The organism is Alphaproteobacteria bacterium (assembly GCA_040905865.1).
In the GTDB taxonomy this organism is placed as follows: Bacteria; Pseudomonadota; Alphaproteobacteria; order UBA8366.
On sequence record JBBDQU010000008.1, the window covers coordinates 31584 to 57921 of the forward strand.

Below are 26338 nucleotides of genomic sequence, written 5' to 3' on the forward strand. Positions count from 1 at the left end.
TGCGTTCACCGGAAGTTCGCGACAGCCTCCGAATACCGGCTTCTGAACGCCGTCTTCGCCGTCTGGGCGCATTCGCCGCATGGACCGCACTTGACGGCTGGTAATATAGTTTCGGATCGGTGCGGATGGGGAATCATGACGGCGACAAACGTTAATTTTGCAGTGGCGCTGCGGGCGACAGCGGAATGCCTCGGCATGTTCGCGGCGGAGGTCGGGCTGTTCGCCGCGAACGGGATCGCGTTTCAGTTGAAGGGGTTTGAGACCGCAGCGGAAAAAGGCATGGCGGGGTTGAGCGACGGGACGTGGGATTACCTGGAAATCGGAGTAACGCCGCTGATTCCGCGCATTGCCGACGGGGAGGATCCTGTGGTGCTGCTGGCGACCACGGCGGTCAATTCGAATTTTCTGATGGGGCGTCGGGATGTGACGGATCTGGCGATGCTGGCGGGGGGCAGGATCGGCTGCCTGTCCAATACGGGCCAGACGGCCTTTGCCGCCAATACGGTGCTGTCAAAATACGGCGTTGCCGATGCCGTCGAACTGGTGGCGCTGGGTACCTATCCCGCCATCTTTGCCGCCGTTGCGGCGGGCGAGGTGCAGGGCGCCATCCTGGCCGCCGACTACCGTTTTCACGGCGTGGTGCATCACGGGATGAACGCGCTGGCGGATATCGGCGCGGCCACGGGCCTGCCGGGCACGGCGCTGATATCCACCCGTCGCATCGTCGCCCGGAACCCGGCGCTGACCCTGGGCATCGTGCGGACCTATGTTCAGGCTATCGAGCGCTTCAAGTCCGATCCCGGTACGGCGATCCCGTTTCTGCACCGCCATCTGAATATCGACGAAGCGGAAGTCGTTTCCGGAATCCACGGGTATTTCGCGGAAACCTTCGAGCGACTGCCTTATCCGGCAGCGGAAAACATCCGGATCGCAATCGACGAGACCGCGAAAAAACGTCCGGATGCCGCACGTCTTACGCCGGACGATCTGATCGATACCAGCTTCCTGGATAGTATCGCGTCGGAATTGCGCGGGTAGCGGTCAGGCCGCAGCGAATTCATCCCGATCCGAATGAAAGCGCCGGATCTGCGTCCGGTGCATGCGGCGCTGCGCATCGGCGTCGAAGGAATCACGCCGGTGCAGGACTTCCAGGTTGCTCCACATCAGCGCATCGCCGACCCGCCATTCATGGCACATGTAGAATTCCGGATTGTCTATATGCGCCCAGAGCCGGTCGAGCAGCCTGTCGCTTTCCGCGACCGACAGACCCGGGATATAGCTGCGCGGCCGGCGGCCGAGGAACAGGGCCTTGCGCCCGCTGGCGGGATCGGTGCGGACCAGCGGATGGTGCGCGCCGGGCGTCTGGCGGACATCGGTTATTTCCGCATAGCCCTTGCGGCGCATGCCGGCGCTGTTATGGGAGGAATCGTGGATCGCCGCCTTGCCTTCGATTTCGGTCTTCAGATCGTCGGGCAGGGCCTCGTAAGCCCGGTACATATCCGCGAAATAGGTGTTGCCGCCCGTATCGGGAACCTGCAGCGCGTACAGGATGGCGGCCCGCGGCGGGTTGTCCTGATAGGTCATATCCGCATGCCAGACCGCTTCGCCGGCGCCGAGATTGCCGGCCGGCTTGCCGTCCCGGACGATATTGGAAATCACGTTGATTTCAGGATGCCGCTTGTGGAACGGTTCGCCGAAGGGGTTGGGCGCCGGGACATCCAGCGTGCCGAATTTTCCGCTGGCGGCGACGAGTTGTTCATCGGTGATTGACTGGTTCCGGAACAGCAGCACCAGGTACCGTGACAGCGCCTGCTGTAAGGCGGCGGCAACGGCATCGTCGATACTGCCGAGGTCCAACTCATTGACCTCAGCGCCGAGCGGCTGCGGCAGCGGTGATATGTCGAGGTTCATTGCAGGTGTTTCCTTTTCTTGTTCTTCTGACGCTTACGCTGCGGTGGCGGCGTCGAATTCACCCCATATCCGGTCTTTTTCGACCGAGAGACTGGCGCAGATACTGTCGAATTCGTGTTTTTCGCCAGCCGAAATCGTACCATCGGCGGAAATGATCAGATACGCAATGCGCAGCAATGTCCGTGCGGCCTTGTAATCGTCGGCATAACGGGAAATCCTGCCGCGCAGGACATCGTCCCAGCCATCGGGATCGTCGCGAAGATGTTCGAGAAATTCGTTCATGATGCCTATCGCCTGGTGCGGGTCGTGCACCTGCAAACGTTCGACGGCGCCAAGGACGGCGTCGATGCGGTAGCGCTCGCTCAGGCTGACGTCGTCGTCGGCGTTTGAGGCCAGAGCACAGACGGCCATTGCCGCTTTCAGGAACGATTTGTCCCAGTAGCGCGCCGTATCGTGCCGCAATTTCTCGATAACGTTCATGCGGACAATATAGCAAAATCCGCATACGCTGACAAAAGCCGCGATACATGGGACATTGCGCCGCAACCGCTGGCATGGCGCGGCACGGTTTTGTATATCTCGGCCGGGCACGAACGCGCCATGATCTGGAATGCAATTAGTATGTGCGCATAGGAAATAGAATGGACCGGATCAGGTTTGCGGCGGTGTCGCGAAATTATTTCAACATGCCGCTCTGGGTGGCATGCCATTGCGGGCTGTTCGCGGAAGAAGGGCTCGACGTCGAAGTCGAACTGCATGAACCCATAGACGAGGTGACGCGGCGGCTTGAGGACGGGCGTGTGGATCTGGCATTCGGGGTGACGGAGCATGTGATTCTCGACCGGGAGGCCGGCGGGCAAACGATTATCGTCGGCGGCAACGTAAACAAGTTGCCGTTCTCGTTCATCGCCGGAAAGGATGTCCACTGTTTCGAGGATTTGCGGGGCAGGACCATCGGCGTGTCATCGCGCAAGGCCGGCAGTTCTTCGCTGGTCATGAAATTGCTGGCGGCGCACGGGCTGGAATACCCGAAAGATTATGCGATCGAAGAGGTCGGACCGATCCTCGCGCGCTGGGAAAAACTGCAGTCCGGTGAAATCGATGCCGGGCTGCAGGGCGCGCCGCTGAATTATATCGCCGTCGACCAGGGTTACCCCACCCTGGCGGAACCGCGCGATGAATTTCAGTTTACCGCCCTGCATGTCAACAGCCGGTGGGCGGAGGAGAACGCTGACCTGATGGCGCGCTTCATGCGCGCCTTCGTGCGTGCGCACCGTCGGTTTTTCGCGGATCGTGAGACGATGGTTAAAATTGCCGGGGAAGAAACCGGAATCGCGGAAAAATACGCGATCACGGCATGGGAGGAATATACCGCGGCGGAAATCTTTCCGCCGGATGGCGACGTCAGCAGCGCCGGCGTGCAGGCGCTGATCGATATCAGCGCCCAGATCCGGGCGCTGCCAAACCGCCGGGGCCGGTCGGCCGAAGATTATATCGACCGAACCTGGCTGCATGTCGCGCAGGCGGAAACCGCGGGGGAATAGCGGCGGGCCGGATTGTTCCGGCGGCGGGAAGGGGTATAGTCCACTTCCGAGCGGAACGAATTGAGGGAAAAGGTAAATGACAAGCACGTTCTACATGGTGGAAATGCACTATCCGCCGACCGAGGATCGCCGGAAATTCGACGATTTTTACTGGAAGCATATTTCCATGCTGCTGACGATTGACGGGTTCATGTCGGCGCAGCGATTCGAATGTATCCATGAGGCACGCTCGCCCTTCCTGGCGGTCTACAAGGTCCGGGAACCGGGTACGATGACTGCGGACAGCTATACGTCGAAGGCCGGTCGTACCTCGGTGGCGCCGGAATTCCGCGAAAAGATGACGAACTGGGACCGGAACCTCGTGCAGGGCGATATCGAGAACATGGAAGTCGGGCTGAATGGCTGGATGATTGTGATCGACCGGCTGTCCGATAACGCGCTGCCGCTGCCTGAGGGATATGCCTCGCTGAACGTGGTCGGGCTGGATGCGACCATCGTTGAACGCGGGATAAGGATCGGACAGTCCGGCGAACCCGATGCGCCCGGCGATACGGCGGGTTGGTCGGTTCGGACCTTCCGCCCGCTGCATCTGACGCGTTATCCTGCCTGAGGAGCGCGATGCAGTTCACCTTTACCGAGGAGCAGGAGGAATTCCGGCGTTACCTGCGCCGCTTTCTCGACGCCAAATCGCCCGCGGTGGAAGTCCGGCGATTGATGGAAACCGAGGATGGTTATGACCCGGCGGTCTGGCGGCAGCTTTGCACGGATCTCGGGCTGCCGGCAGTCCAAATTCCGGAAACCTATGGCGGGCAGGGTTTCGGCTTCGTCGAACTTGGCATAGCACTGGAGGAAATGGGGCGCGCGCTGTTGTGCGCGCCGTATTTCGCATCCGCGGTGCTGGCGTCGAACGCCATCCTGAATGCGGGAACCGAAGAACAGAAGCGGGAATTGCTGCCGCCTCTTGCCGCCGGAGAAGTCGTGGCGACGCTCGCCCTCGCCGAGGAAAGCGGTCGCTGGGACAGTGCCGGTATCGCCATGACGGCAACCCGGACCGGGAGCGGGTACACGCTGGATGGCGTCAAGAGCTTTGTGCTGGACGGCCATACGGCGGGACTGATCGTGGTTGCGGCCCGTCGCGCCGGGACCGTTGGGGATGCGGGTTTGTCCCTGTTTACTGTCGACGCCGAAGCGCCGGGATTGAACCGGCGCCTGCTCCGGTCGGCCGATGCCACCCGCAAACTTGCACGGCTTGAATTCAGCGGGGTACCGGCAGGACTGCTGGGCAAGGAAGGCGCGGCGGCAGCGCCCCTTGCGAAGACACTGGATCAGGCGGCGGTGTGCCTTGCCAGCGAAATGGTGGGTGGGGCCGAGCATCTGCGTGAATCAGCGCTGGAATATGTGCAGATGCGCATGCAGTTCGGGCGCCCGATCGCATCCTTTCAGGCGATCAAGCACAAATCCGCCGAATTGCTGCTCGATGTCGAACTGGCGAAATCGGCGGCCTATTACGCGGCGCAGGCGGCGGATGACGATGCGGATGACCTGCCGGCGGTTGCCTCGCTGGCCAAGGCCTGCGCGGCGGATGCCTATACCCGGACAGCGATAGAGGCGGTGCAGATGCATGGCGGTATCGGATTCACCTGGGACAACGATACCCATTTATGGTTCAAGCGCGCGAAAAGTTCCGAAGTATTCCTCGGCACGCCGGCATATCACCGCGAACTGATGATGCAGCGCTGGAACGGGTAGGGGGCGAGGAATGAGCGAACCGACCGAAGGCTCCGTCCGGCAGGAATCGCGTAACTGGCTGGAAGCCAACTGGGACCCGGACCTCAGCCTTGTCGAATGGCGTAACCGGCTGGTCGATTCCGGCTGGGGCGCGCCGACATGGCCCGTGGCGTGGCATGGCCGGGGATTGTCGGATCCGCTGGGCCGCGTGGTCGAGGCGGAAATGGATCGCATCGGCGCCGTCGGTGTGGCCAGGACCGGCATTCGCAATCTCGCCGCGGCGACGATCCTTGTCCACGGCACCGATATGCACAAGGAAAAATTCCTGCGCCGGATCCTGACCGGCGAGGATACCTGGTGCCAGTTGTTCAGTGAACCGGGGTGCGGATCGGATCTTGCCGGCGCGACGACGCGGGCGGATTTCAGGGGCAACAAGTGGATCGTCAACGGCCAGAAGGTCTGGACGACCAGCGCGCATCACGCGCAGTACGGGCTGCTGCTGGCGCGCACCGACTGGGATGCGCCGAAGCATCAGGGCCTCAGCTTCTTCATCATCGATATCGAACAGCCGGGCGTCGATGTCCAGCCGCTGCGCCAGATGAACGGGCATGCCTCGTTCAACCAGGTGTTCTTCACCGATGCGGAGATCGCGCCGGAATTCATCCTGTCTGAAACCGGTAATGGCTGGGCGGTTGCGACCACGACGCTGATGCATGAACGGCGCGGGGCGGATTCGCTGCGCCGCTACGCGAAGGCTTCCAACCGGCCGGGCCGGGTGTATGAGGAAGAAGCCGCCGAAATCGCGATCCAGCTGGAACCCTATAAATGGTACCCGCAGCGCGCCGGGCGGGTCGACCTGGTCATTGAGCGGGCGAAGGCGACGGGTGCGTTCGACGACCCGGCGGTCCGGCAGGAAATCGCGAAGCTGCTGACGCTGTCCAGGGCGGCGGAATGGACGGCGCGCCGCGCCCGCGCGATGCAGGATCGCGGCGGGCCGCAGGGACCGGAGGGATCGCTCGGCAAACTGGCGGCCAGCAATGTCGCGCGCATGGCGGCGCGGGTGCATACCTTGATCGCCGGCGCGGATGCGATGCTGGCCGGTCCGGACGGCGCGCTGGACGGCGTTATCGCCGAGGTGCTGGTTTCCGTTCCGGCGGTCTCCATCGCCGGCGGGACCGATGAAATCCAGAAGAACATCATTTCCGAACGCGTCCTGAAAATGCCGAAGGAACCGCGTTCCGATACAAAGGGGCCGTTTCGCGACGTGCCCCGCAACACGGTCGGCTGACCGGAAAACCGGGGGATTGCTTAAGTGACTGACAGACCGCGCGGCCCGCTGGACGGTATCCGGGTCCTTGACCTTACCACCGTCATGCTTGGTCCGTTTTCGACCCAGATCCTGGGGGAAATGGGCGCCGACGTCATCAAGATCGAATCGCCGGGCGGCGATATCGGGCGCATGACAGGCGTTGGAAAGAGCCCGGGCATGTCGGCGGCCTATATGATGAAGGGCCGCAACAAGCGCAGCGTCGTGCTGGACCTGAAGATGCCGGAAGCGCGGGACGCGCTGAAGCGCCTGGTCGAGACCGCCGATGTCTTCGTGCACAATATCCGCCCGAAGGCGACGGTCCGCCTCGGAATCGACTATGACAGCATCGTCAAATGGAAGCCGGATATCGTTTACGCGGCAGCCACGGGGTATGGCGAGGACGGTCCCTTTGTCGACAAGCCCGCCTATGACGACCTGATCCAGGGGGCCTCCGGTCTGGCGGCGCTGTTCGGCGCCGTGACCGGCACGCCGCGCTATGGCCCGACGGTCCTGGCGGACAAGACGACCGGCATGTTCCTGACCTATGCGATCACGATGGCGCTGTTCCACCGCGAACGCACGGGCGAGGGGCAGCGGGTGCATGTGCCGATGTACGAATCTTTCGCCGCCTTCGTGATGAACGAGCACATGCAGGGCCGCATGTACGAACCCCCGGTCGGCCCCGCCGGCTACCAGCGCATGCTGACTCCGCACCGGCGCCCCTATCCGACGGCGGACGGGCATGTCTGCGTGTTGCCCTATAACGACCGTCACTGGAAGAAATTCTTCGAAGTGGTGGGTCGTGGCGATCTGATCGGGGACGAACGGTTTTCCAGCCAGGCGGCGCGGTCGGCGAATATCGACGCGCTGTACGGAATCGTCGCCGAGGTCATGCCGACACGAACGTCCAGGGAATGGCTGACCCTGCTGGAAGCGGCGGATATTCCCGTGATGCCGATGAACACGCCGGAAGATCTGTTCGATTGCCCGCATCTGAGCGCGGTCGGCATGTTCCCCGTGGTCGATCACCCGACCGAGGGGAAGCTGCGCCATATCAAGGTGCCGGTGAGCTTTTCCAGGACGCCGGGCGGCTATTACCGCCATCCCGAAAGACTTGGCCAGAGCACCGAGGCCGTGCTTGCGGAAGCCGGGTTCACGGCGGAAGAAATCGCGGCGTTGCAGGACAAAGGCGCCGCGGGCCGCCCGCCCGAATAGGCGCCCGTTCCGCCTACCGGGAGGGGCGATCAGGAACCGGCCGCCCGACCTCGCGTTCATTTTGTTGTGCTATCCGATGGAAACCGTGAAGATGGCGCAAAAGGTCGCAGCTGACGGACCGTATTCGTGGACGACGAAAAGCAACAGGATCAGGGGTTTCGTTTCGCAGGGCGTACCGTGCCCAGCATGAGCGAGGCGAAGGATGCGATTGGCAGTATGGTCTGGCGCTACCGCGAGGAGTCGCTGCCGTTCTGGAAGGCTGTTCTGCTGCGCAGCTTCCGCATTGGATTCGCCACTGCACGAGACCTGATGGAAGGTCAACTCACCTTGCGGGCGATGAGCCTCGTCTACACGACGCTGTTGTCGCTGGTGCCGTTGCTGGCGATCAGCTTTTCGGTCCTCAAGGGATTTGGCGTACATAACCAGATCGAACCCGTCCTGAACAATCTGACCGCGCCTCTTGGCGATCAGGGTGGCCAGATTACCCGCCAGATCATCTCCTTCGTGGAAAATGTAAAGGTCGGCGTACTTGGCTTTATCGGCTTCGGACTGCTGTTCTACACCGTCGTGTCGCTGATGCAGAAGATCGAGCGCGCGGTAAATTATATATGGCGGGTGACGCGGGAGCGCTCCTTCGCCCAGCGTGTTCGCGATTACCTCAGCGTCGTGTTGGTTGGCCCGGCATTGGTGTTCGCCTCCGTCGGTATCTCGGCGACCGTTGCCAATAACGCCGTCGTCCAGTCGCTGATGAAATTTCAGCCCTTCGGCTGGCTGCTGGAAGTCGCGGCCATGGCCGTTCCGTACCTGATGGTTGTGGCGGCTTTCACCTTTATCTACATGTTCATGCCCAATACCGGCGTGCGCCTTCGCTCCGCCTTTGTCGGCGCGCTGGTTGCGGGCGCCTTGTGGAATATTGTCGGCTGGGGGTTTGCTTCCTTTGTTGTCGGTTCGACCAATTACGATGCGATTTACTCCACCTTCGCAACGCTGATCCTGTTCCTGATCTGGCTTTATATCGGTTGGCTCGTCCTGCTGACGGGCGCCTGCATCGCCTTCTATCACCAGAACCCGAGCGCCACCGCCGGGGCGCACAAGCCGCTATCCCTGTCCAACCGCGTAAAGGAGCATGTCGGCCTCATGACGATGGCTATGATCGGCCGGCGCTTCCATGCGGGCGAGCGGCCCTGGACTCTGGAGCAACTGACCAGCCGCCTGAAAGTTCCCGGCGAGGTGGCGGAACGCGCCATAGAAGCGTTGGAAACCGGGGGGCTGGTGTTGCATACGGGCGAGGTTCCATCCCGCTACATGCCGGCCCGTCCGCTGGAGAAAATAACGGTGATCGAAATCCTCGACGTCGTCCGCAACGCCGGAGAGGAGCGGGTGCTGTCCATGGAACGGTTGCCCCCGGATCCGGCAGTGGCGCATGTTGGCGAGGACGTGAAAGAGGCGGTGATGCGGACGCTGCGCGGCCGAACGCTTCGTGACATGATACTTGACGACGGCACCCTGCATGACCTGACGCCCGACACAAGGCGTGCAGCCGGCGGCTGACTCGGCTTTCTCTCGATCCGGACGGGGCGCACGGCTTCTGAACCGGTTCAGGCCCAGCGAACGTTGTCGGCGCGGTCGTCGGCGGTCAGCAGCGTCGTGGTGAATACCGACGTCCAGTCGCACAGGTCGTAACGCCGGCTCAGCTTGCGGCGCACCTCCGCCTCACCGGGGCTGTCCGGAATCTTGGACCGTTCCCACATGGCGAGGTCGGGGCGTCGGGTCATCAGCAGGGTTCGCCGCAACTCATCCGGGTCCTGCCCATCGTCGCGGTCGAGGAACCGCCACATGCCGATTATCTGCGAATCATAGGCGGATTCGAAACCGGGCCAGGCGCCGGCGCAGAGGTCCAGGAACTCTGCCCAGTGGGCCTTCGGCGTGTCGAACCAGCGGAATGCGAAATTGCCCTGGCGGCGTGGCGGCTCGATCCGTTCCGGCCGCAATGTCGGAATCATGGCGGCATTGGTCGCAGCGCGTATCCCCGCGATATCCGCCAACAGTATCCGGTCCGATTCCGGCGCGCCGCTGCCGTCGGGCCAGGCAGTGATGACGTTCAGTTCGTCCCGCGGCGTTCCGATCTGGCTACGCCATATCCCGTAGAGAACGCCACCCTGCGCCGCGAGGCGCGCCGCGCCGGCGTCCCGCAACGTGTCGGATACTGTCTGCCACTGACGTGGCGCACAATCGATACGGTGGTGCACATAAAGGTCCGGCATCGGGCTATTCCTTAATTACGGTCGTTCATTGCGCGCCAAATACGAGATTGGGCAGGACCAGGGTGATCTGCGGCACATAGGCGATTAACAGCGTATAGCAGAGCAGCATGATAAAGAACGGGATCGAGGCGGACCATGCCTTTGTGATCGGATAGTTGGCGACGCCGCAGGTTGTCAGCAGAACCGACGCAACCGGCGGGGTCTGTTCGCCGATGACCACGCAGAAGATGAACAGCATGCCGAAATGGACCCGGTCCATGCCCATCTGGTCGACCAGCGGCAGGAAGATCGGGACCAGCATCAGGATCATCGGTGCGCCGTGCAGGAATGTGCCGGCTATCACCAGGAAGCTAACGATGACGAGCGTCACGAAAAATGGCGACAGACCCCAGGACATGATTTCCGTCGCCATGGCTTGTGGCACGCCCTCGGAGATCAGGTAGTGGGCGAATACAGAACTGATCGACAGCAGCAACAGGACGTTGGCCGCCCGCCGGCCGGCGACCATGAAGCTGCGTGGCAGATCGCGCACGCGCATGCCGCGATAGACGACGATGGCGGCGAAAATGGCAAGCGAGGTGCAGATTGCCGACGCTTCGGTCGGTGTGAAGGCGCCGCCGACAATGCCGAAGATGATCGTCGCCGGGATCAGTAACGCGATCCAGGTCCGGTTGAACCGGTGGACGACGTTGCCGAAGCTGAAAGGTTCGTGCGTCGGGTATGCGCGCTTTTTGGCGATGACATAGGCAACTATCATCAGGCAGACGCCGTAGCCGACGCCGGGGATATATCCCGCAATGAACAGCCGCGCGATGGAGACGTCGGAAACGACGGAGTACAGGATCATGCCGATACTCGGCGGGATGAGGATGCCAATCGAGGCCGAATAAGAGGTCACGATGATGGAAAAATCCTTGGCGTAGCCGCGCTTTTCCATCTCGGGAATCAGGGATCGAGCCGACGGAGGCCGCATCGGCCACGGCCGACCCCGACACGTTTGCGAACAGCATCGAGGTGACGATATTGGCATGGGCCAGCCCGCCGGACATCCAGCCGACAAGGGCGCTGGCGAAGTCGATCAGCCGGGCCGCGACCGCGCCGGAGCCCAGTACCTCGCCGGTCAGGATGAACAGCGGAATGGCGAGTATGACAAACGAAACCAGCCCGTCCGTCATCTGGCCGTGGAAGTTGATCAGGTTGTGGTCGCCAACGATATAGGACAGAAGGCCTACCATACCGAGAGACAGCGCGATCGGCAGGGCCAATACGATGAGAAGGATGATCAACAGGATAAAAAAGCCGGCCATTTTCGTTCTCTATGTAAGTTTTTCTGATAGTTAGGCTATACCTAATCCGTCATCGGCGTATAGCGATCTTTTTGGAAGGGAGACGGCGATCCCGTAAACTATCCGCGCGTAAAATCGACTCGCCGCGCCATTATAAGTATATATACCTATCTTGCGCGTTCCGGATTTTGCGGCGTTTTGCCGGTGGGGGCGGGCGTCGTCCGGGGCTGTCTCCCGACCCTTAAGGACCCAGGATCAGGTTTGGCACGAAGAGCGTAACCTGCGGAACATAGGCGATCATCAGTGTGTAACACAGCAGCATGATGAAGAACGGAACGGACGCCGCCCAGGCGCGGGTTATGGGGAGATTCGCCACGCCGCACGTGGTCAGCAGTACCGACGCCACCGGCGGGGTCTGCTCGCCTATCACCACGCAGAAAATGAAGAACAACCCGAAATGCACCCTGTCCATGCCGATCTGGTCGACCAGCGGCAGGAAGATCGGCGTCAGCATCAGGATCATGGGCGCGCCGTGCAGGAAAATGCCCGCCAGCGTCAGGAAGATAAAAATGACCAGGATGACGGCCCAGGGGTCGAGTCCCCAGGACATGATTTCGGCCGCCATGGCCTGCGGCACGCCCTCGGTGATCAGGTAATGGGCGAATACCGAACTGATCGACAACAGCAGCAGGACGTTGGCCGCCCTGCGACCGGCGGTTATGAAGCTCTGCGGCAGGTCGCGGAACCTCATGCCCCTGTATACGAACAGCGCGGCGACGAGCGCCAGGGCAGTCGTGATCGCAGCGGCCTCGGTCGGCGTGAAAGCACCGCCGACAATGCCGAAGATGATCGTCGCCGGGATCAGCAGCGCGATCCAGGTCCGGTTGAAGCGGTGAACGACGTTGCCGAAGCTGAAAGGTTCGTGTGTCGGATAGGCGCGCTTCTTGGCGACGAAATACGCTACCGCCATCAGACACAGCCCATAGCCGACGCCGGGAATGTAGCCGGCGAGGAACAGCCGCGCGATGGATACGTCGGAGACAACGGAGTACAGGATCATGCCGATACTGGGCGGAATCAGGATACCGATCGATGCCCCGTAGGACGTGACGACGACGGAAAATTCCTTCGAGTAGCCGCGCTTTTCCATCTCCGGGATGAGGATTGAGCCGACAGCGGCCGCGTCCGCCACGGCGGAGCCGGACACGTTGGCGAACATCATTGCCGTGACGACGTTGGCGTGCGCCAGCCCGCCGGACATCCAGCCCACAATGGAACTGGCAAAGGCGATCATGCGGGCGGCGACGGCGCCCGAGCCTAGAATTTCACCGGTCAGAATAAACAGCGGGATCGCCAGGATGACAAAGGAAACCAGCCCGTCCGTCATCTGGCTGTGGAAGTTGATCAGGCTGTCGCCAGCAACGACATATGAAAAGAGGCCGACCATCCCGAGCGACAATGCGATCGGCAATGCGAGCATGATCAGGAAGATGATCAGGAAGACGAATAACATGGCCATTGTTGCGTTCCGATTTCAGAGCGGTTGGAGGTCGTACGGCGGAGAGCCGCCACTGCCGATCAACCGAATTGTTGACGGTTTCGTTCAGCTTTCCGCGTCTATTTCCGTGACTTCCGGATCTTCCATGCAGATGAGGTTTTTCAGGATGACCATAAACATCAGGGCGCCCCAGACCGGCATGCTGCCGTAGAAGATGAATTTTGGCGTTTCCGAGTAATCGAGAACGAATGTCCAGGTGATTCTCACGTATTCGATACCCGTCCAGAACACGACCGCGAAAAACAACAGCATGAGCAGGCTGTTGAACACAAAGATGGCGCGGCGGATTGTGACATTCTTAATGAACAGCAGCAGGACTTCCGCATAGAACAGCGCATACCGGTCCATCAGGACGACACTGCCCGGCACGAACAGCCACAGCAGGGTGTATTGGGCGAACTCATCCATCCACCCGAAGGTATGATTGAAGAAAAACCGGCCCGACACGTTGACGGTGATCAGGACGACTTCGATCGCCAGCGCCGTCGCCGTGATAATATCGCAAAGTCGCAAAATACTCCGGTAACCCGCATTCATTGCCGGCGGCAGTTTGTATCCCGCCCGGAAAATGCCTGCATTCTGTTCACTCATGACGTGATTCGCCCTTTAAGAGGGGAAGCCGGGGAGCCGTTGGACATATTCCGGGCCCGCCTTCCCAGTGTGGAGTTAGTACGTATTAGTATATTAGCCGGCATCCTGGCGCGCCAACCGGCGTACACCGGGATGCCGGCAATGGATGTTTCAGTTCTGAACCTTCCAGTCCGTGTAGCCGCCTTTGGCAACGGTTTCGATCGCCGTGGCCCATTCCTTGCTGGTTTCCTCAATAAAGGAGTCGTAGACCGGCTGGGCGACCGCCCGCCACTTTGGCAGATCCTCCTCCTTGCAGTAATTGATCTTGTAGTCCGGCTTTTCCACAAGCATTTTCTGGATGATCTCCACGTCAATCTTTGCGCTCAACTGGCGGGTCCAGCCTTCCGTGTCGCGGGCAGCCTGTTTCAGGATCGGCTTGGCCCAGTCGGGCAGCTTCTGCCAGAAGGGCTGGCCGGTGGCGAGGATGACCGGATTGTACACGTAATTGCAGATCGACAGATACTGCGTCACTTCGTGGAACTTGGTGTCATAGATCAGCGATAGCGGGTTGTCCTGGCTGTCGACGACGCCGGTCTTCAGCGCCTGGTACAGTTCCGAGAAGGTGATCGTCGCCGGGTTGGCGCCCAGCGCCTGGAAGAGGATCATCTTCGACTTACCGCCGGGAATGCGGTGCTTGATACCCCGCAGATCTTCCGGGACGTTGTAGGGATGCTTGTTGCCCGTGAACTGCCGGTAGCCGAAACCGAAGAAGCCGAGCAGTTCCATATTGTATTTGCGGAAATCCACCTCCATCTGTTCGCGTAGCGGGCCCAGAACGACGCGGGAAACCGCCTCGCGATCCTTGAACAGGAATGGCAGGTCCCAGAAACGCTGTTCCTTGATCCGTCCGGTAAAGGAAGAGATGTGCAGGAACGCGTCATGGGTCCCGGCCACTATGCCTTCCAGCTGGGTGTTCTCTTTGCCGAGCAGCGACGATGCGTAAAGTTCGACCTTGATCCGTCCGTTGGAGTTGAGGTCCACCAGGCTGGTGAAATACTCGATGTCCTTGGCAAGGATCGATGTCGGGCCGGAAGTGATGCCGACCTTCATGACGACTTCCGGGTCGGCTGCGGTCGCTGCGGAAACGAACCCGAAGGTCGCCGCCACCAGCGCCGCGCTCACCGCGGCGCCATTTAGCCAATTGGGTGGTGAACTAGTGTGCTTCATGATTATAGACTCCCTGTCTGTTCAATTGCACCGGTGATTTTTTTTGGTGCATTATAATTTTATGTGTGCCGCCGTCCGGTCAGCCGAATGACATGCAACGGCCGTTGGGACGCCAACCTGAGAATAGTAGGATTGTCGAACGACAAAGGTCAAACGAATGCGGCGGAAAACGCCTGCTCAATCGGGCGCAATGCCTGCCACAGCTATTTTCGATTGTTTCTTCCGAATGACGGCACAATCGGGGTTGTGCATCTTTGTCGTCTTTCGTAGCGGGCGCCGCGCTTTCCTGTATCGATAAGCCTGCGCCGGATCGGGGGTATTCTCCGGGTTCCGGCCGGCCGCGATTACCTGAATGCGCGGCTCGGCCGGAATGACCGATAGTTACATATTGCCGGTTGCCTCAACCGCCGGCGGCGGCCTTCGCGATCTTATCGTACCATTCCTGGCTCGTGTCCTCGATGAAGGCGTCATAAACAGGCTTGGCGACGGCCTGCCACTTGGGGAGATCTTCCTTCTTGCAGTAGTTGATCTCAATGTGCGGCGCTTCCTGCTTAATCTTGTCGAGAGTCTCGTTGTCGAGCTTGACCATCAGGTCATAAGACCAATCCTCGCTCTCGCGACCGACTTCCTTGATGATCTTCTTGTACTTCTCCGGCACCTTGTCCCAATAGGGCTTGCCAACGGCGAAGATCTGCGGGTTGTAAATGTAATTGCAGATCGACACGTACTTTGTCACTTCGTGGAACTTGGTTTCGTAACTGATGGACAGCGGGTTGTCCTGACTGTCGACGACGCCGGTCTTCAGCGCCTGGTACAGTTCAGAGAAGGTCACTGTCGACGGGTTCGCGCCCAGCGCGGTGAACAGGATCTGCTTCGACTTGCCGCCCGGGATGCGATGTTTGATTCCCTGCAGGTCCTCGGGCACGTTGTACGGGCGCTTGTTGCCGAAGAACTGCCGCCAACCGTATCCCCAGAGGGCAATCAGCTCCATGCCGTATTTGCGGTAATGCTCCTCGATCTCGGGCCGCAGCGGACCCTGGGCCACGCGCTTGACGGATTCCACATCCGGAAACAGGAACGGCAGGTCCCAGTAGCGCTCTTCCTTGACCCGGCCGGTATAGGCCGAAACATGGGCAAAGGCGTCATGGGTTCCTGCAACCAACCCTTCGATCTGGGTGTTTTCCTTGCCGAGCAGCGACGAGGCGAACAACTGTACATCGACTGCGCCGTTGGTTCTCTCTTTCATCATCTCGCTGAATTTATTGACTTCCAGCGCAGGAAGGCTGGTCGGTCCCGGCGTGATTCCGACCTTCATCACCAGTTCCGGGTCGGCCGCCTGTGCGATGCCTGAATACCCGCCAATAAACGGCGCGGCGAGCGCCAGCGTAACGATGCTTTTCTTGAGCCATCGTTTACTCAATACATGATTATTCATCGATAATCCCCCTGTTGTCGTGTGCGAACGGCGTCGTAACGAAACGGTCCGCTACGAATGTTTCCCTGCGGACCGCATGCGACGAAATCAATCGCGCGCGTGCCGGAGCGCATTCCGCGTAGTGTAGTTATGTTTTCACATTATTTGCAAATGAGATCGTAAAGGAACAACGGAGTACTGAACCCGGCGCCAACTATAAGAGTGCCAAGCATTGACGCGTATGGTCGAATTCAGGTCGATGAATAATTTGGCTGGATTAACTTTAAACGGAAAATTAACGATAGTATTCTATTTTTAGTGTTATGTGGCTCGGGCAGAGGTGCAATAAAGAGTATGGGAATACGGATGGGGGCAGCAGGGAGGTCTATGAACGTCGTAGCCAAAACCAAATTAGTCTACCTGGATCCTGCTGAAGCACTGCGGCGCCGCGTTCGCGAACTGGAAGATGTCGTGGCGCGCATGGAAGCAAGCGCCGCCGACAATATTGCGCAAGCCAGGGAACTCGCGACGGGCAAGGACCTGATCGAACAGGCGCGGGCCAGCGCGGAGGTCAATGCAAAGCACGTCAATGCCATACTTGATGCGGTTTTGGATGGCATATTCTGCGTCGACGCTTCGGGAATCATCAAATCGGCCAACATGTCCGTATTCCGGATGCTCAATTGCAGCGCGTCGCAGTTGGTCGGCGCCCGGCTGCATGATTTCCTCGACGATCCTGAAGAGCAATCGCCGTCATTGCGGGCGGGCAGGACCCTGGACGACATGGTCGGAAAGCGGCTGTACTGCGTTGCCCGGCGGCGGGGCGGAACGTCTTTTCCGGCGGAAATAATCGTGTCTCGCGCGGCGATTTCGGATCAGGTCACCTTCACGTGCGTTTTGCGCGACGTTACCGAGCAGAAAAGGGCGGAGCGTGAAATTCAGCAACTGGCGCTTTTCGATCCGCTGACCTCCGTTGCCAACCGGTATGAGTTCGAGGCCCGCCTGAATGGGGCGATAAGAATGGCGGACCGGCAGGGCCTGTCGGTTGCGCTGATGCTGCTAGACCTCGACAAGTTCAAGGACGTCAATGACGGGTTCGGGCATCCGGTCGGCGACGCCCTGTTGAAGCATACCGCCCGGGTTCTCGAGCGGTCCGTACGGCAAAGCGACACTGTTGCCCGGATCGGCGGCGATGAGTTTGCGATTATCCTGAATAGTGTGGAGGACCCGCTGAGAATTCGGCAGGTCGCGGATCGCATTGTCGAGGAACTGTCGCAACCCGTCGTACTCAACGGCAATCTGGTGCCGGCCGGCGCCAGTATCGGTATCGGAATTTTTCCGCGAGACGCCAGGGATGCAAACGAACTTATTCGCCTGACCGACCAGGCCCTTTATGAATCGAAGAAGCGGGGTCGCGGCACCTTTCAGTATTATGACGAACTCATGGACCGGCGCGCGCGGCACGAGCGAACACTGGAAACCGACTTGCGTGTCGCAATCGTCCGCGAAGAATTCGAGCTCCACTACCAGCCCCAGGTCGATTCCAGGAATGGCGCGCTTCTGGGCGTGGAAGCGCTCGTCCGCTGGCGGCGTCCGGACGGCACGCTGGTGATGCCGGGGAAATTCATCCAGCATGCTGAAAAGACCGGTATTATTAATGAAATAGGTTCTCTTGTGCTGAGGGCGGCATGCCGCGAAGCGCGGTGCTGGCTCGATGCCGGGGTGCAGCCCTTCCCCGTCGCTGTGAACGTATCGCCATCTCAGTTCAGGAATGGTGACTTCATTGGCGAAGTCGAAACCGCGCTGGAAGTGGCCGGTATCGGTTCCGAATGGCTGGAACTGGAAGTGACGGAAAACATCGCACTGGATACCTCGAGCAACGTGCTCGAGACCTTCCGGAGGATTGAAGGTCTCGGTGTCGGGATTGCCATCGACGATTTCGGAACCGGCTTTGCGTCATTTGCGTATCTTCGGAAATTCCCGCTCCGGAAACTGAAGATAGACCGGTCGCTTGTTCGCAAGTTGACGCGGCCGGGGCCTGACCGGGCTATCACCGAAGCGATCGTCAATCTGGGACGCAGTCTGAATTATATCTCCATTGCGGAGGGCGTCGAAACGGACAGTCAGGCGGCGGCCATTCGCCTGACGCCCTGTTCGGGAATGCAGGGTTTTCTGTTCAGCAGGCCGCTTCCTGCCGAGGATTTCAGGGGATGGCTTCGCGGCCGGTACTGATTGCCTTCCCTATCGGGGATCAGTCGAAAACCGTTTCCATGTAATGCGCCGGATCGACATAGGTTTCAATGACGCTCGGCCCGTCCTCGGTGAATGCCGCCGTGAGCCGTTCCTTCAATTCGGCGATATTGTCAACGCCAACAGCCGGCGCACCGAAATAATGCTGCGGCGTCGGCCCGCTGTTTCCGGTTCCCAGCGCAATCCCTGAATTTCCGTATTGCCGTTGCGACTGTTTGATATGGATCAGGCTCAGCGTGCTGTCGTTTAGCACGACAAAGGGAATGGCGAGTCCCATTCGCCGCGCCGTCGCCAGTTCGCCGCAGGTCATCTGGAAACAGCCGTCGCCGATAATGCAGACGACCGGCAGGGCGGGAAAGGCGATCTTGGCGGCGATGGCGGCGGGAAAACCGAATCCCATTGATGACCATCCATTGGTGATCAGGAATTCACGCGGCGCATGGGCGGGCCATTGACTGGCGATCTGGTGCGTATGCGCGCCGACATCGAAGGCCAGGACACCGTTGCGCGGCAGGATGTCCCGTACCGCGTCGATAACCTGGTATGGCGTCAACCCCTGCACGGCGGGGCGTAGCGCTGCCTGGAAATCCCGTCGGTGGTTAGCAATGGCGGATTCGGTCCAGTCATTGCCGAAAGCTTTGGCGTCCGTCAGCCGCTGCAGGGAATCGTCCAGGCTGCCCGTGACTTCCGCCGCGACGGTGACCGACGGGGCGACATCGACAGCTTCGATATCGATCTGCAGCAACGGCACATCGGCGATCCAGGCCTCGAATTCCACCTCGACGGTGTCATAGCCCAGCCCGACGATAAGATCGGCGCTGCGCAGCAGCTTGCGCTGGATCTGCCGGCGGGCGCGTTCGATGCAGCCAATCGACAGCGGGTGGTCCTCGTCGATCATGCCCTTGGCCATGGTGGTCGTGGCGAAGGGCATGCCGTACTTTTCGACGAAGCGGCGCAGCAGTTCGGGGTTGCGCATCCGCATGGCGGAGGAACCGATGACGGCGATGGGCCGTTTGGCGCGGGCTATCAGTTCCAGGGCACGCGCGATCGCCGCCTCGTCCGCCTTGAGGTCGAATGCCGGCGCCGTGACCGGCGGGGGGACGTCCTCGGTCGCGGGGGCCAGCATCACGTCCTCCGGCAGGTCGAGATGGACCGGGCCCATCGGCTCGGTCAGGGCGACGCGGATCGCGTTCTGCACCGTATCGACGATATTGCCGGGGCGCAGGGCGTAGCTTGCCTTGGTGATCGGCTTGAACAGCGCATGATGGTCGATCAGCATCTGCAACCGCCGGCCCAACTGGATGGTGTTCAGGTTGCAGGTCACCGCGATCATCGGCGACCGGTCCAGCCAGGCGTTGCCGACGCCGGTGGCGAGGTTGGTGGCGCCGGGTCCCAGCGTCGCGACGCACAGGCCGGGCGCGCCGGTCAGCCGTCCGGTGACGTCGGCGGCAAACCCTGCCGTGCCTTCATGGGCGGTCAGCACGAATTCGATGCCGCCCTTGCGCATGGCCTCTATGAAGGGCAGGACATTGCCGCTCGGAATGCCGAAGCCGTGGCCGATGCCGGCATCCTTGAGTATTCTGATGATCAGGTCTGCGTTATTCATGGCTGGCACCGATATCCCTTTTTCCTGCGTTCCGTAGGCGGGTGTGTATTACCATGGGCGCGGCGAAACAAGGGGCCGCATGGGATCGGGTGCGGGGGTAAGGGGAAGCGATGAACGACCTTTTTGTTGTCGGCGGCACAATGTATCCCGATGCGGCGCGGATGAATGAATGGCGCCAGTATGAAAAGGCCGTGGTGTTGCAGGTCAATCCGGAAACCCGCGATGTCAGGCGGTTGCTGGACTATGTATCGCCGCCCGAGGTCTGCCCGGAACATCCGTCCGTAGTGTTCAAGGCAGGGGCGATTGATGCGGCGCGACTTTATCTGTGTACCCAGACGGAAATCCTCGTCTACCGCCGGTCCGATCTTAGCGTCGAACGGTATATTTCGAAGCCGCTGTTCAACGATCTGCACCATGTCGCGCCCAGCGGCAGGGGAACTCTCCTGGTTGCGGTAACCGGGCTGGACATGGTCGTGGAAATGGCGACGGACGGTACGGTCCTGCGCGAATGGAATGTACTGGGTCAGGATCCCTGGCAGCGGTTTTCGCGCGGTATCGATTACCGCAGGGTGCAAAGCACCAAGCCGCGTCAGGCGCATCCGAATTTCGTCTTCACCATTGGCGACGATGTCTGGACGACGCGGTGCGATCTGAATGACGCGGTTTGCCTGACGACGCCGGGCAGGCGGATCGACCTGATCGGCGATCGGCAAAATCCCGTGCAGTTCGTGCATGACGGGGTGGCCGCAAATGGCAGAATCTACTTCACCTCGGTTGATGGACATATCCTTGTCGCCGACCCGGACAGCCTGCGGGTGACTGATATTGTCAGGATCGGCGACATTCTCGAATACGAATTTCCGCTCGGCTGGTGCCGGGGCATCAAGGTTCTCGACAGTGACCGGGTCATCGTCGCGTTCAGCCGACTGCGGAGCACAAAACTGAAGGACAGGGTCAGCTGGGCCAAGGCGCAGGTGAAGAAGGTCGCCGGGATCGGGAATTACGAAGCATCACTGCCGCTGCTGCCGACGCGGATCTGCTGTCTCGACCTGGGCGCGCGCCGGATGGAATGGGAACTCGACCTGGAAGAATACGGGATGAACGCGATCTTCTCCGTCCTGTAGTAAAAAACCGGAAAAGATCGCGCTGGCATCAGGATTCCCGCGTGATCGGGTTGCTCAATACCCCGATGCCGCTGATCTCGATCTCACAGACATCGCCCGCCTTCAGTTCCGGCGAGTGGCCTTCGGTGCCCATCCAGATCATGTCGCCCGGATACAACGTCACGTATCTGGTTATCGCCTCGATATAGGTGGGGATATCGAACAGCATCTTGTTGGTCGCAAACCGGATGGTTTCCTTGCCGTTCACGCGGACTGTCGTTTCCAGGCTGTCCAGGTCGACATCCGTCTCGATCCAGGGGCCCATGGGCTTGAACGTGTCGGTGTTCTTGGCGCGCCACAGGGTCCGGTCGCCGCTCTGCCACGTCCGTTCGCTGAAATCGTTGCCGATGGTGTAGCCGAACACGCAGGACAGCGCATTTTCCCGGGTCAGGTTTTTGGCCTTCTTGCCGATAATGGCGACAATTTCAGCCTCGTATTCCGTGCGCTGCGTCGCGTCCTTCGGGATGACGATGGCTTCGTTGTGCGCGATCAGCGCATTGTTCGCCCGGTATCCGATATCCGGTTTCGGCGGGATGTTAGGCTCGATTCCCTTGGTTTTTGCCTGCTCCAGAACGTGTTCCAGATAATTCAACCCGGCAGCGTAGAACGTGACCGGTTCTATCGGGACCAGCGGTCTGGCGCCGGCCAGCGGCACGGTTTCACCGGTTTTCTGCGGGTTTTCGTAAAGATTCCCGGATGTGAGGGCGATAGTATCGCCCTCTATAATTCCGTGAACCGGCTTGCCGTTATGTTCGATACGTATCCAACGCATTTTTATTCTCCCCCATAAGGCCCGCCCGGATCGGGCTGGCTACATATTGATGCCGCCCAGCGTCGGCATGCCCTTTTGAACGGCCGGGCGGGCGCCGACGGCGTCATACCAGCGCTTCACGTTCTGGTATTCGTTCAGGTCCACCTTGTGGCGCTGGTGCCGGTGCGCCCAGGGATAGCAGGCGATATCGGCGATCGTGTATTCGTCGCCGGCCAGATATTCATTGTCCTCCAGGCGGCGGTCCATCACGCCGTACAGGCGCTTCGATTCCTTGACATATCGTTCGCTGCCATAGGGGACCTCGACGTCCAGGCCCAGGAAATGATGGGCCTGTCCCAGCATCGGGCCGAACCCGCCCATCTGCCACATCAGCCATTCATAGGTGGCGATTTTCCGGCGGGGATCCGTCGGCAGGAACCTGCCGGTTTTCTCCCCGAGATAAAGCAGGATCGCGCCGGTTTCGAAGACCGATACCGGTTTGCCGCCGGGCCCCTCGGCATCGACAATGGCGGGAATGCGATTGTTCGGCGATATCTTCAGGAAGTCGGGATTGAACTGCTCGCCCTTGGATATGTTTACGGCGTGTTCGGTATACGGCAGTCCGGTTTCCTCCAGCATGACGGAGATCTTGCGGCCATTGGGCGTCGCCCAGGTATACAGATCGATGCTCATGATAATTCCTCTCGTTGCCGGCCTGAACCGCGGGGCGTCATGCCTCCGGGTCGGTGCTCAGGCCAAAACCCTTAAAGGGATATTTCGCCATGCAACCATGAATGCCGGAAGGTTCAGGCGCGGATACTAAATTCACACATCACGTGTGTCCAACGGCGTGGAAAATCCGCCCGCCGCACTCTGCCATTGCTTGAACCTGGAATAACTTCAACAATCAAAAAGGCGTTCCCGGCGCCGCACGGTTTCGCCAATATAACTTGACTACGTTGACACAGGGGGCAAAAGCATTATCGTCGTGGTGTGAAAAAAGGATTGGGTCGAAGTTGCCTCGCGGGAGGTTTCCAGTGTCAGAATACACCGGCAATGTCCTGTTGGTCTGCTTTCGATCCTAATAATGTTCAATTGAACCGGATAGGAGAGGATACACCATGAAACCAACAATTCGTGCAGCAGCGGTCATTACGGCCGGCTTGGCATTTACAGGGTTAACGACCGCATCGGCCACCGCCGTGGAAATGCCCTGCAACACGGCCCGTCTCATTGTGCCATGGGGCGCGGGCGGTGAATCCGATATTTTGATGCGCATTGTGCTCGAAGGGTATAACCGCCTGGGCGGCAAGCCCGAACTGCAGGTTGTGACCATTACCGGTCAGGGCGGCGTCAGGGGGACCAGGGAAGCGAAGGATGCGAAGCCCGACGGATGCACAGTCTTTTCGACTTTCGAGCATCTTCTGGCGGGCAACCTGACCGGTCGCCTGGATTTCTCGTGGGATGCGTTCGAACCCATCGCCAGGATTACGACCACGGTGTCGCTGATGGGCGCCGGCCCCAATGCGCCGTTCGACAACTACAAGGAAATGAAGGCCTGGGCGAACGCCAATCCCGGCAAGCTTCTCGCGGCCGGCACGCTCGGTTCGACCAGCCATTTCTCGCTGCTGCAGATCCAGGATGCGCTCGGCATCGAGGATATGAAGGTGGTGTCCTATGACGGCACCGCCGACCGGATGAAAGCGATTCTCGCCGATACCGTCCATTTCGGGCAGGTTTCCGAATCCACTGGCGCGGAACATGCGCGGGCCGGCCGGATCAAGCTTCTCGGGATCAACTACCACAAGCGTTCCGAGGTGGTGCCGGACGTTCCGACGGCGGCTGAACAGGGCTTCCCGGTGAATATCACGTCGAACCGCGGCTGGGTGCTGCCGAAGGGCACGTCGCCGGAAATCGTGCAGTACTATGCCGACATGATGGAGAAGGCCGCGAATGACCAGAAGGTCATCGATGCGATTGAAAGAGTTGGCAGTTTCGTCGAGTTCGAGCGTGGCGAGGACTACGTCAACTGGTGGAAGACCACCCATGAGGACTGGACGCGTATCGCGAAGAAGCTGGGCGTCTACAGGGCGGCGACCAATTAACACAGGACACTGACAAGGTTCGGCCCGTCGCGGAATTGTCCGCGACGGGCCGAATTTCCGGAGGATACGAATTCGGGCGGCCGAAGGCGCCGCCGATACACACAGGGAGGTAGCTGATCGAAATGCGCTCACTGAACAAGGATGTCGTCATTGCGCTGGTACTGCTTGCGGTCACCTGTGCCTATTTCTGGGAATCGTTCAACATCGTCGACCCCGGCTACGGCAGCATGGGGCCGAAGCTCTGGCCCCGGGTCATCCTGGTGCCGCTTTTCATCCTCTGCGTTGTCTATCTCATACAGTCGCTGCGGCGCGGCGCGGCGGAAAAGGGGGAACCGTTCAGCCTCGGCGCATGGTTTGTCAAATACCGCAACCCGATCTACTGTTTCGCCATATTCTTCGTGTTCCTGCTGGTGCTCGATTACCTCGGCATGCTGATCGCCGGCGTCCTGGTGACATTCGCGCTGCTGACGGCGATCGGCGAGCGGACGCCGCGGGCGCTCGCGATGCACGTTGTTATCTCGGTGGTTTCCGTCGGCGTCGTCTGGGCATTGTTCACTTACGTTCTTCGGGTCTACCTGCCCGAGGGCGAACTGATTCGCGTCTACTGACCCTTCGCGGCCTCAAAGGAACGCAAAAGAAATGTTAATAGAAAACATAGGCCTTGCCGCGGAGCAGGTCTTCCAGTTGCACAATCTGGGCCTGATGCTGATCGGCGTGTTCTTCGGAATCATCGCCGGCGCCATTCCCGGTTTCACGGTGACGATGGCGGTGGTGCTGTCGCTGCCCTTCACTTTCGGCATGCCGCCGGTCAACGGGCTGTCGACGATGCTGGGTATTTATGTCGGCGGTCTGTCGGGCGGCCTGATCTCGGGCATGCTGATGGGGATACCTGGTACGCCGGCCTCCATCGCAACCACCTTCGACGGCTTCCCGGCGGTGCGTCAGGGCAAGGCCGGGCTGGCGCTCGGGCTTGGCGTGTGGTCGTCGTTCTTCGGCGGTCTGATCGGCGCCGTGGTGCTGGCGACGCTGGCGCCCGGCATCGCGGTGATCGGGCTTGAGTTCGAGCCCTGGGCGCTGTTTTCGCTGATCATCTTCGCGCTGACCATCACGGCAAGCCTGGCCGGCGAAAACATGATCAAGGGGTTGATCGCGGGCTCGTTCGGGCTGCTGTTCGCGGCGCTGGGGGCGGAGGAAATCAACGCCATCGACCGGCTGCATTTCGGGTTCGAAGCATTGTCGGCCGGTTTCGCCTATCTGCCGGTGCTGATCGGTTTGTTCGCGTTCAGCCAGCTGCTCGGCGATATCGAGGACCCGAAGGTGGCGCGGGCGCCGCTGATGGTGCAGCCGAAGGACGGCCTCAGTATCAAGATCGAGCACTGGAACGCCATCAGGGCCATCGCGAGCGATTGGGTCAACCTGGTGCGGTCGTCGGCGATCGGCGTCTTCGTCGGCGTGCTGCCGGCGGCGGGCAGTTCGATCTCCAACATCCTCGCCTACGATCAGGCGAAGAAGGCCTCGAAGACCCCGGAAAAATTCGGTACCGGCCATACCGAAGGCATCATCGCACCGGAGGCGGCGAACAACGCCACGGCCGGCGGTGCGCTGACGACGATGATGGCGCTGGGCATTCCGGGATCGGCGCTGTGCGCGATCATGCTGGGGGCGCTGCTGATCCACAACGTTGTGCCGAGCCCGCTGTTCATCACCGAACAGCCGGTCCTGGCCTACGGCATCTTCACCGCGTTCTTCCTCGCGCATTTCATGATGATCGCGATGCAGACGGGGGCGCTGAAGGCGTTCCTGTATATCACGCGGGTGCCGATGTACACGATGGCGGCGGTGATCCTGGTGTACTGCGCGGTGGGGACCTTCGCGCTGAACAACAGCAGCTTCGACATGTGGACGCTGTTCTGGTTCGGCCTGCTGGGCTTCCTGATGAAGAAGTTCAACTTCCCGCTGGCGCCGGTGGTGCTGGGGGTGGTGCTGGGTGACCTTGCGGAACTGAACCTGAACCGGGCCTGGACGATCAGCGAGGATGTGTCACTGTTCTTCACCCAGCCCTGGTCGCTGTTCTTCGTCCTGCTGTCGGTGTTCTCGATCGCGTTCCCGTGGTACCAGAAGCATCGCGGCAAGCAGACCTGGACGCTGGGTTTCATGCCGGCGATGGTGATGATCCAGTCGATTCCCCTGTTCATGATGGGCAGTCCCGTTCGGATGGGTATCGGCTCGTTAATGGTGGCGCTCGGCCTGTGGATGCTGTGGCGGACGCATCAGAAAGGCTGGGCGCTCGACCCTGCCGACGGGATGCTCATCAAACCGAAGATCGAACCGGCCTGACCGGCGGATACCGGTATAAAACGAAACGGCGGTCCCGCGGGGCCGCCCAGACCGCTGACAAACCCCGTCGGATTTCCGGCGGGGTTTTCCTTTTGAGTAC

At 60.4% G+C, this 26338-nt stretch carries 24 protein-coding genes; 13 read left to right on the forward strand and 11 right to left on the reverse strand.

Going from position 1 to position 26338, the window contains the following annotated elements:
• Positions 1 to 135: 135 nt before the first annotated feature.
• Entirely contained in the window at positions 136 to 1038 is a 903-nt protein-coding gene (locus WD767_02450) for an ABC transporter substrate-binding protein (GenBank protein ID MEX2614933.1), read from the forward strand.
• A 3-nt stretch (positions 1039 to 1041) separates the two neighbouring features.
• Here the strand turns inward: WD767_02450 and WD767_02455 are convergent, their stop codons facing one another.
• Both WD767_02455 and WD767_02460 read right to left on the reverse strand, forming a co-directional pair.
• Positions 1042 to 1911, reverse strand: a complete 870-nt coding sequence (locus WD767_02455) for a TauD/TfdA family dioxygenase (GenBank protein MEX2614934.1) — start codon at positions 1909 to 1911, stop codon at positions 1042 to 1044.
• Between the two features lie 33 nt (positions 1912 to 1944).
• The gene (locus tag WD767_02460) at positions 1945 to 2391 is read right to left on the reverse strand and encodes a TerB family tellurite resistance protein (protein MEX2614935.1); all 447 of its coding nucleotides are present in this window, start codon (positions 2389 to 2391) and stop codon (positions 1945 to 1947) included.
• A gap of 161 nt (positions 2392 to 2552) precedes the next feature.
• On the opposite strand from WD767_02460, the gene WD767_02465 reads away from it, so the two are divergent.
• The 6 genes from WD767_02465 (at position 2553) to WD767_02490 (ending at position 9258) form a co-directional block, all read left to right on the forward strand.
• On the forward strand, positions 2553 to 3455 hold the full coding sequence (locus tag WD767_02465; GenBank protein ID MEX2614936.1) for an ABC transporter substrate-binding protein: 903 nt from the start codon (positions 2553 to 2555) through the stop codon (positions 3453 to 3455).
• A gap of 76 nt (positions 3456 to 3531) precedes the next feature.
• Positions 3532 to 4065, forward strand: a complete 534-nt coding sequence (locus WD767_02470; GenBank protein MEX2614937.1) for a hypothetical protein — start codon at positions 3532 to 3534, stop codon at positions 4063 to 4065.
• Positions 4066 to 4073: 8 nt separating this feature from the next.
• On the forward strand, positions 4074 to 5204 hold the full coding sequence (locus WD767_02475; GenBank protein MEX2614938.1) for an acyl-CoA dehydrogenase family protein: 1131 nt from the start codon (positions 4074 to 4076) through the stop codon (positions 5202 to 5204).
• Positions 5205 to 5214: 10 nt separating this feature from the next.
• Positions 5215 to 6471 carry an acyl-CoA dehydrogenase family protein gene (locus WD767_02480; protein ID MEX2614939.1) on the forward strand — a complete coding sequence of 419 codons (1257 nt, stop codon included), beginning with the start codon at positions 5215 to 5217 and terminating at the stop codon, positions 6469 to 6471.
• Positions 6472 to 6495: 24 nt separating this feature from the next.
• Complete coding sequence (locus WD767_02485; GenBank protein ID MEX2614940.1) at positions 6496 to 7707, forward strand: CoA transferase; 1212 nt, start codon at positions 6496 to 6498, stop codon at positions 7705 to 7707.
• 126 nt (positions 7708 to 7833) lie between these two features.
• A complete protein-coding gene (locus WD767_02490) occupies positions 7834 to 9258 on the forward strand; it encodes a YhjD/YihY/BrkB family envelope integrity protein (protein ID MEX2614941.1) in 1425 nt (474 codons plus the stop codon).
• A 47-nt stretch (positions 9259 to 9305) separates the two neighbouring features.
• On the opposite strand, the gene WD767_02495 is transcribed toward WD767_02490, so the two are convergent.
• Both WD767_02495 and WD767_02500 read right to left on the reverse strand, forming a co-directional pair.
• The gene (locus tag WD767_02495; GenBank protein MEX2614942.1) at positions 9306 to 9971 is read right to left on the reverse strand and encodes a hypothetical protein; all 666 of its coding nucleotides are present in this window, start codon (positions 9969 to 9971) and stop codon (positions 9306 to 9308) included.
• Between the two features lie 25 nt (positions 9972 to 9996).
• The gene (locus WD767_02500; GenBank protein MEX2614943.1) at positions 9997 to 11001 is read right to left on the reverse strand and encodes a TRAP transporter large permease; all 1005 of its coding nucleotides are present in this window, start codon (positions 10999 to 11001) and stop codon (positions 9997 to 9999) included.
• Between WD767_02500 and WD767_02505 the strand changes: the two genes are divergently transcribed.
• Complete coding sequence (locus WD767_02505; GenBank protein MEX2614944.1) at positions 11000 to 11305, forward strand: hypothetical protein; 306 nt, start codon at positions 11000 to 11002, stop codon at positions 11303 to 11305. The genes WD767_02500 and WD767_02505 overlap by 2 nt on opposite strands.
• A gap of 193 nt (positions 11306 to 11498) precedes the next feature.
• On the opposite strand, the gene WD767_02510 is transcribed toward WD767_02505, so the two are convergent.
• The 4 genes from WD767_02510 to WD767_02525 all read right to left on the reverse strand — a co-directional run bounded on the left by WD767_02510 (position 11499) and on the right by WD767_02525 (position 16047).
• Positions 11499 to 12776, reverse strand: coding sequence for a TRAP transporter large permease (locus WD767_02510; protein MEX2614945.1), 1278 nt, complete (start codon positions 12774 to 12776; stop codon positions 11499 to 11501).
• Positions 12777 to 12860: 84 nt separating this feature from the next.
• Positions 12861 to 13406 carry a TRAP transporter small permease subunit gene (locus WD767_02515; protein ID MEX2614946.1) on the reverse strand — a complete coding sequence of 182 codons (546 nt, stop codon included), beginning with the start codon at positions 13404 to 13406 and terminating at the stop codon, positions 12861 to 12863.
• A gap of 150 nt (positions 13407 to 13556) precedes the next feature.
• Complete coding sequence (locus WD767_02520; protein ID MEX2614947.1) at positions 13557 to 14612, reverse strand: TRAP transporter substrate-binding protein; 1056 nt, start codon at positions 14610 to 14612, stop codon at positions 13557 to 13559.
• A gap of 400 nt (positions 14613 to 15012) precedes the next feature.
• The gene (locus WD767_02525; GenBank protein MEX2614948.1) at positions 15013 to 16047 is read right to left on the reverse strand and encodes a TRAP transporter substrate-binding protein; all 1035 of its coding nucleotides are present in this window, start codon (positions 16045 to 16047) and stop codon (positions 15013 to 15015) included.
• Between the two features lie 366 nt (positions 16048 to 16413).
• Here WD767_02525 and WD767_02530 point away from each other — a divergent pair, with 366 nt between their 5' ends.
• The gene (locus tag WD767_02530) at positions 16414 to 18258 is read left to right on the forward strand and encodes an EAL domain-containing protein (GenBank protein ID MEX2614949.1); all 1845 of its coding nucleotides are present in this window, start codon (positions 16414 to 16416) and stop codon (positions 18256 to 18258) included.
• 19 nt (positions 18259 to 18277) lie between these two features.
• Here WD767_02530 and WD767_02535 read toward each other — a convergent pair whose 3' ends face one another.
• Positions 18278 to 19882 carry a thiamine pyrophosphate-binding protein gene (locus tag WD767_02535; protein MEX2614950.1) on the reverse strand — a complete coding sequence of 535 codons (1605 nt, stop codon included), beginning with the start codon at positions 19880 to 19882 and terminating at the stop codon, positions 18278 to 18280.
• Between the two features lie 110 nt (positions 19883 to 19992).
• On the opposite strand from WD767_02535, the gene WD767_02540 reads away from it, so the two are divergent.
• Positions 19993 to 21006 (forward strand): hypothetical protein, encoded by a 1014-nt coding sequence (locus WD767_02540; GenBank protein MEX2614951.1) that lies wholly within the window; start codon positions 19993 to 19995, stop codon positions 21004 to 21006.
• A gap of 28 nt (positions 21007 to 21034) precedes the next feature.
• Here WD767_02540 and WD767_02545 read toward each other — a convergent pair whose 3' ends face one another.
• Both WD767_02545 and WD767_02550 read right to left on the reverse strand, forming a co-directional pair.
• Positions 21035 to 21817, reverse strand: coding sequence for a fumarylacetoacetate hydrolase family protein (locus WD767_02545; GenBank protein MEX2614952.1), 783 nt, complete (start codon positions 21815 to 21817; stop codon positions 21035 to 21037).
• Between the two features lie 39 nt (positions 21818 to 21856).
• Positions 21857 to 22489, reverse strand: a complete 633-nt coding sequence (locus WD767_02550; GenBank protein MEX2614953.1) for a glutathione binding-like protein — start codon at positions 22487 to 22489, stop codon at positions 21857 to 21859.
• Between the two features lie 428 nt (positions 22490 to 22917).
• Here WD767_02550 and WD767_02555 point away from each other — a divergent pair, with 428 nt between their 5' ends.
• The 3 genes from WD767_02555 to WD767_02565 all read left to right on the forward strand — a co-directional run bounded on the left by WD767_02555 (position 22918) and on the right by WD767_02565 (position 26238).
• Positions 22918 to 23901, forward strand: a complete 984-nt coding sequence (locus WD767_02555; GenBank protein ID MEX2614954.1) for a tripartite tricarboxylate transporter substrate binding protein — start codon at positions 22918 to 22920, stop codon at positions 23899 to 23901.
• A 122-nt stretch (positions 23902 to 24023) separates the two neighbouring features.
• Entirely contained in the window at positions 24024 to 24509 is a 486-nt protein-coding gene (locus tag WD767_02560; GenBank protein MEX2614955.1) for a tripartite tricarboxylate transporter TctB family protein, read from the forward strand.
• Positions 24510 to 24540: 31 nt separating this feature from the next.
• The gene (locus tag WD767_02565; protein MEX2614956.1) at positions 24541 to 26238 is read left to right on the forward strand and encodes a tripartite tricarboxylate transporter permease; all 1698 of its coding nucleotides are present in this window, start codon (positions 24541 to 24543) and stop codon (positions 26236 to 26238) included.
• Positions 26239 to 26338: the final 100 nt, after the last annotated feature.

Coding starts and splice junctions, on each gene's coding strand:
- WD767_02505 (MEX2614944.1), top strand. CDS start 11,000: ATGGGCCAGCCCGCCGGACATCCAGCCGACAAGGGCGCTGGCGAAGTC.
- WD767_02510 (MEX2614945.1), bottom strand. CDS start 12,776: ATGGCCATGTTATTCGTCTTCCTGATCATCTTCCTGATCATGCTCGCA.
- WD767_02530 (MEX2614949.1), top strand. CDS start 16,414: ATGAACGTCGTAGCCAAAACCAAATTAGTCTACCTGGATCCTGCTGAA.
- WD767_02470 (MEX2614937.1), top strand. CDS start 3,532: ATGACAAGCACGTTCTACATGGTGGAAATGCACTATCCGCCGACCGAG.
- WD767_02455 (MEX2614934.1), bottom strand. CDS start 1,911: ATGAACCTCGACATATCACCGCTGCCGCAGCCGCTCGGCGCTGAGGTC.
- WD767_02545 (MEX2614952.1), bottom strand. CDS start 21,817: ATGCGTTGGATACGTATCGAACATAACGGCAAGCCGGTTCACGGAATT.
- WD767_02475 (MEX2614938.1), top strand. CDS start 4,074: ATGCAGTTCACCTTTACCGAGGAGCAGGAGGAATTCCGGCGTTACCTG.
- WD767_02495 (MEX2614942.1), bottom strand. CDS start 9,971: ATGCCGGACCTTTATGTGCACCACCGTATCGATTGTGCGCCACGTCAG.
- WD767_02460 (MEX2614935.1), bottom strand. CDS start 2,391: ATGAACGTTATCGAGAAATTGCGGCACGATACGGCGCGCTACTGGGAC.
- WD767_02465 (MEX2614936.1), top strand. CDS start 2,553: ATGGACCGGATCAGGTTTGCGGCGGTGTCGCGAAATTATTTCAACATG.
- WD767_02540 (MEX2614951.1), top strand. CDS start 19,993: ATGAACGACCTTTTTGTTGTCGGCGGCACAATGTATCCCGATGCGGCG.
- WD767_02515 (MEX2614946.1), bottom strand. CDS start 13,406: ATGAGTGAACAGAATGCAGGCATTTTCCGGGCGGGATACAAACTGCCG.
- WD767_02500 (MEX2614943.1), bottom strand. CDS start 11,001: ATGCCAATATCGTCACCTCGATGCTGTTCGCAAACGTGTCGGGGTCGG.
- WD767_02520 (MEX2614947.1), bottom strand. CDS start 14,612: ATGAAGCACACTAGTTCACCACCCAATTGGCTAAATGGCGCCGCGGTG.
- WD767_02560 (MEX2614955.1), top strand. CDS start 24,024: ATGCGCTCACTGAACAAGGATGTCGTCATTGCGCTGGTACTGCTTGCG.
- WD767_02450 (MEX2614933.1), top strand. CDS start 136: ATGACGGCGACAAACGTTAATTTTGCAGTGGCGCTGCGGGCGACAGCG.
- WD767_02550 (MEX2614953.1), bottom strand. CDS start 22,489: ATGAGCATCGATCTGTATACCTGGGCGACGCCCAATGGCCGCAAGATC.
- WD767_02480 (MEX2614939.1), top strand. CDS start 5,215: ATGAGCGAACCGACCGAAGGCTCCGTCCGGCAGGAATCGCGTAACTGG.
- WD767_02555 (MEX2614954.1), top strand. CDS start 22,918: ATGAAACCAACAATTCGTGCAGCAGCGGTCATTACGGCCGGCTTGGCA.
- WD767_02535 (MEX2614950.1), bottom strand. CDS start 19,882: ATGAATAACGCAGACCTGATCATCAGAATACTCAAGGATGCCGGCATC.
- WD767_02525 (MEX2614948.1), bottom strand. CDS start 16,047: ATGAATAATCATGTATTGAGTAAACGATGGCTCAAGAAAAGCATCGTT.
- WD767_02565 (MEX2614956.1), top strand. CDS start 24,541: ATGTTAATAGAAAACATAGGCCTTGCCGCGGAGCAGGTCTTCCAGTTG.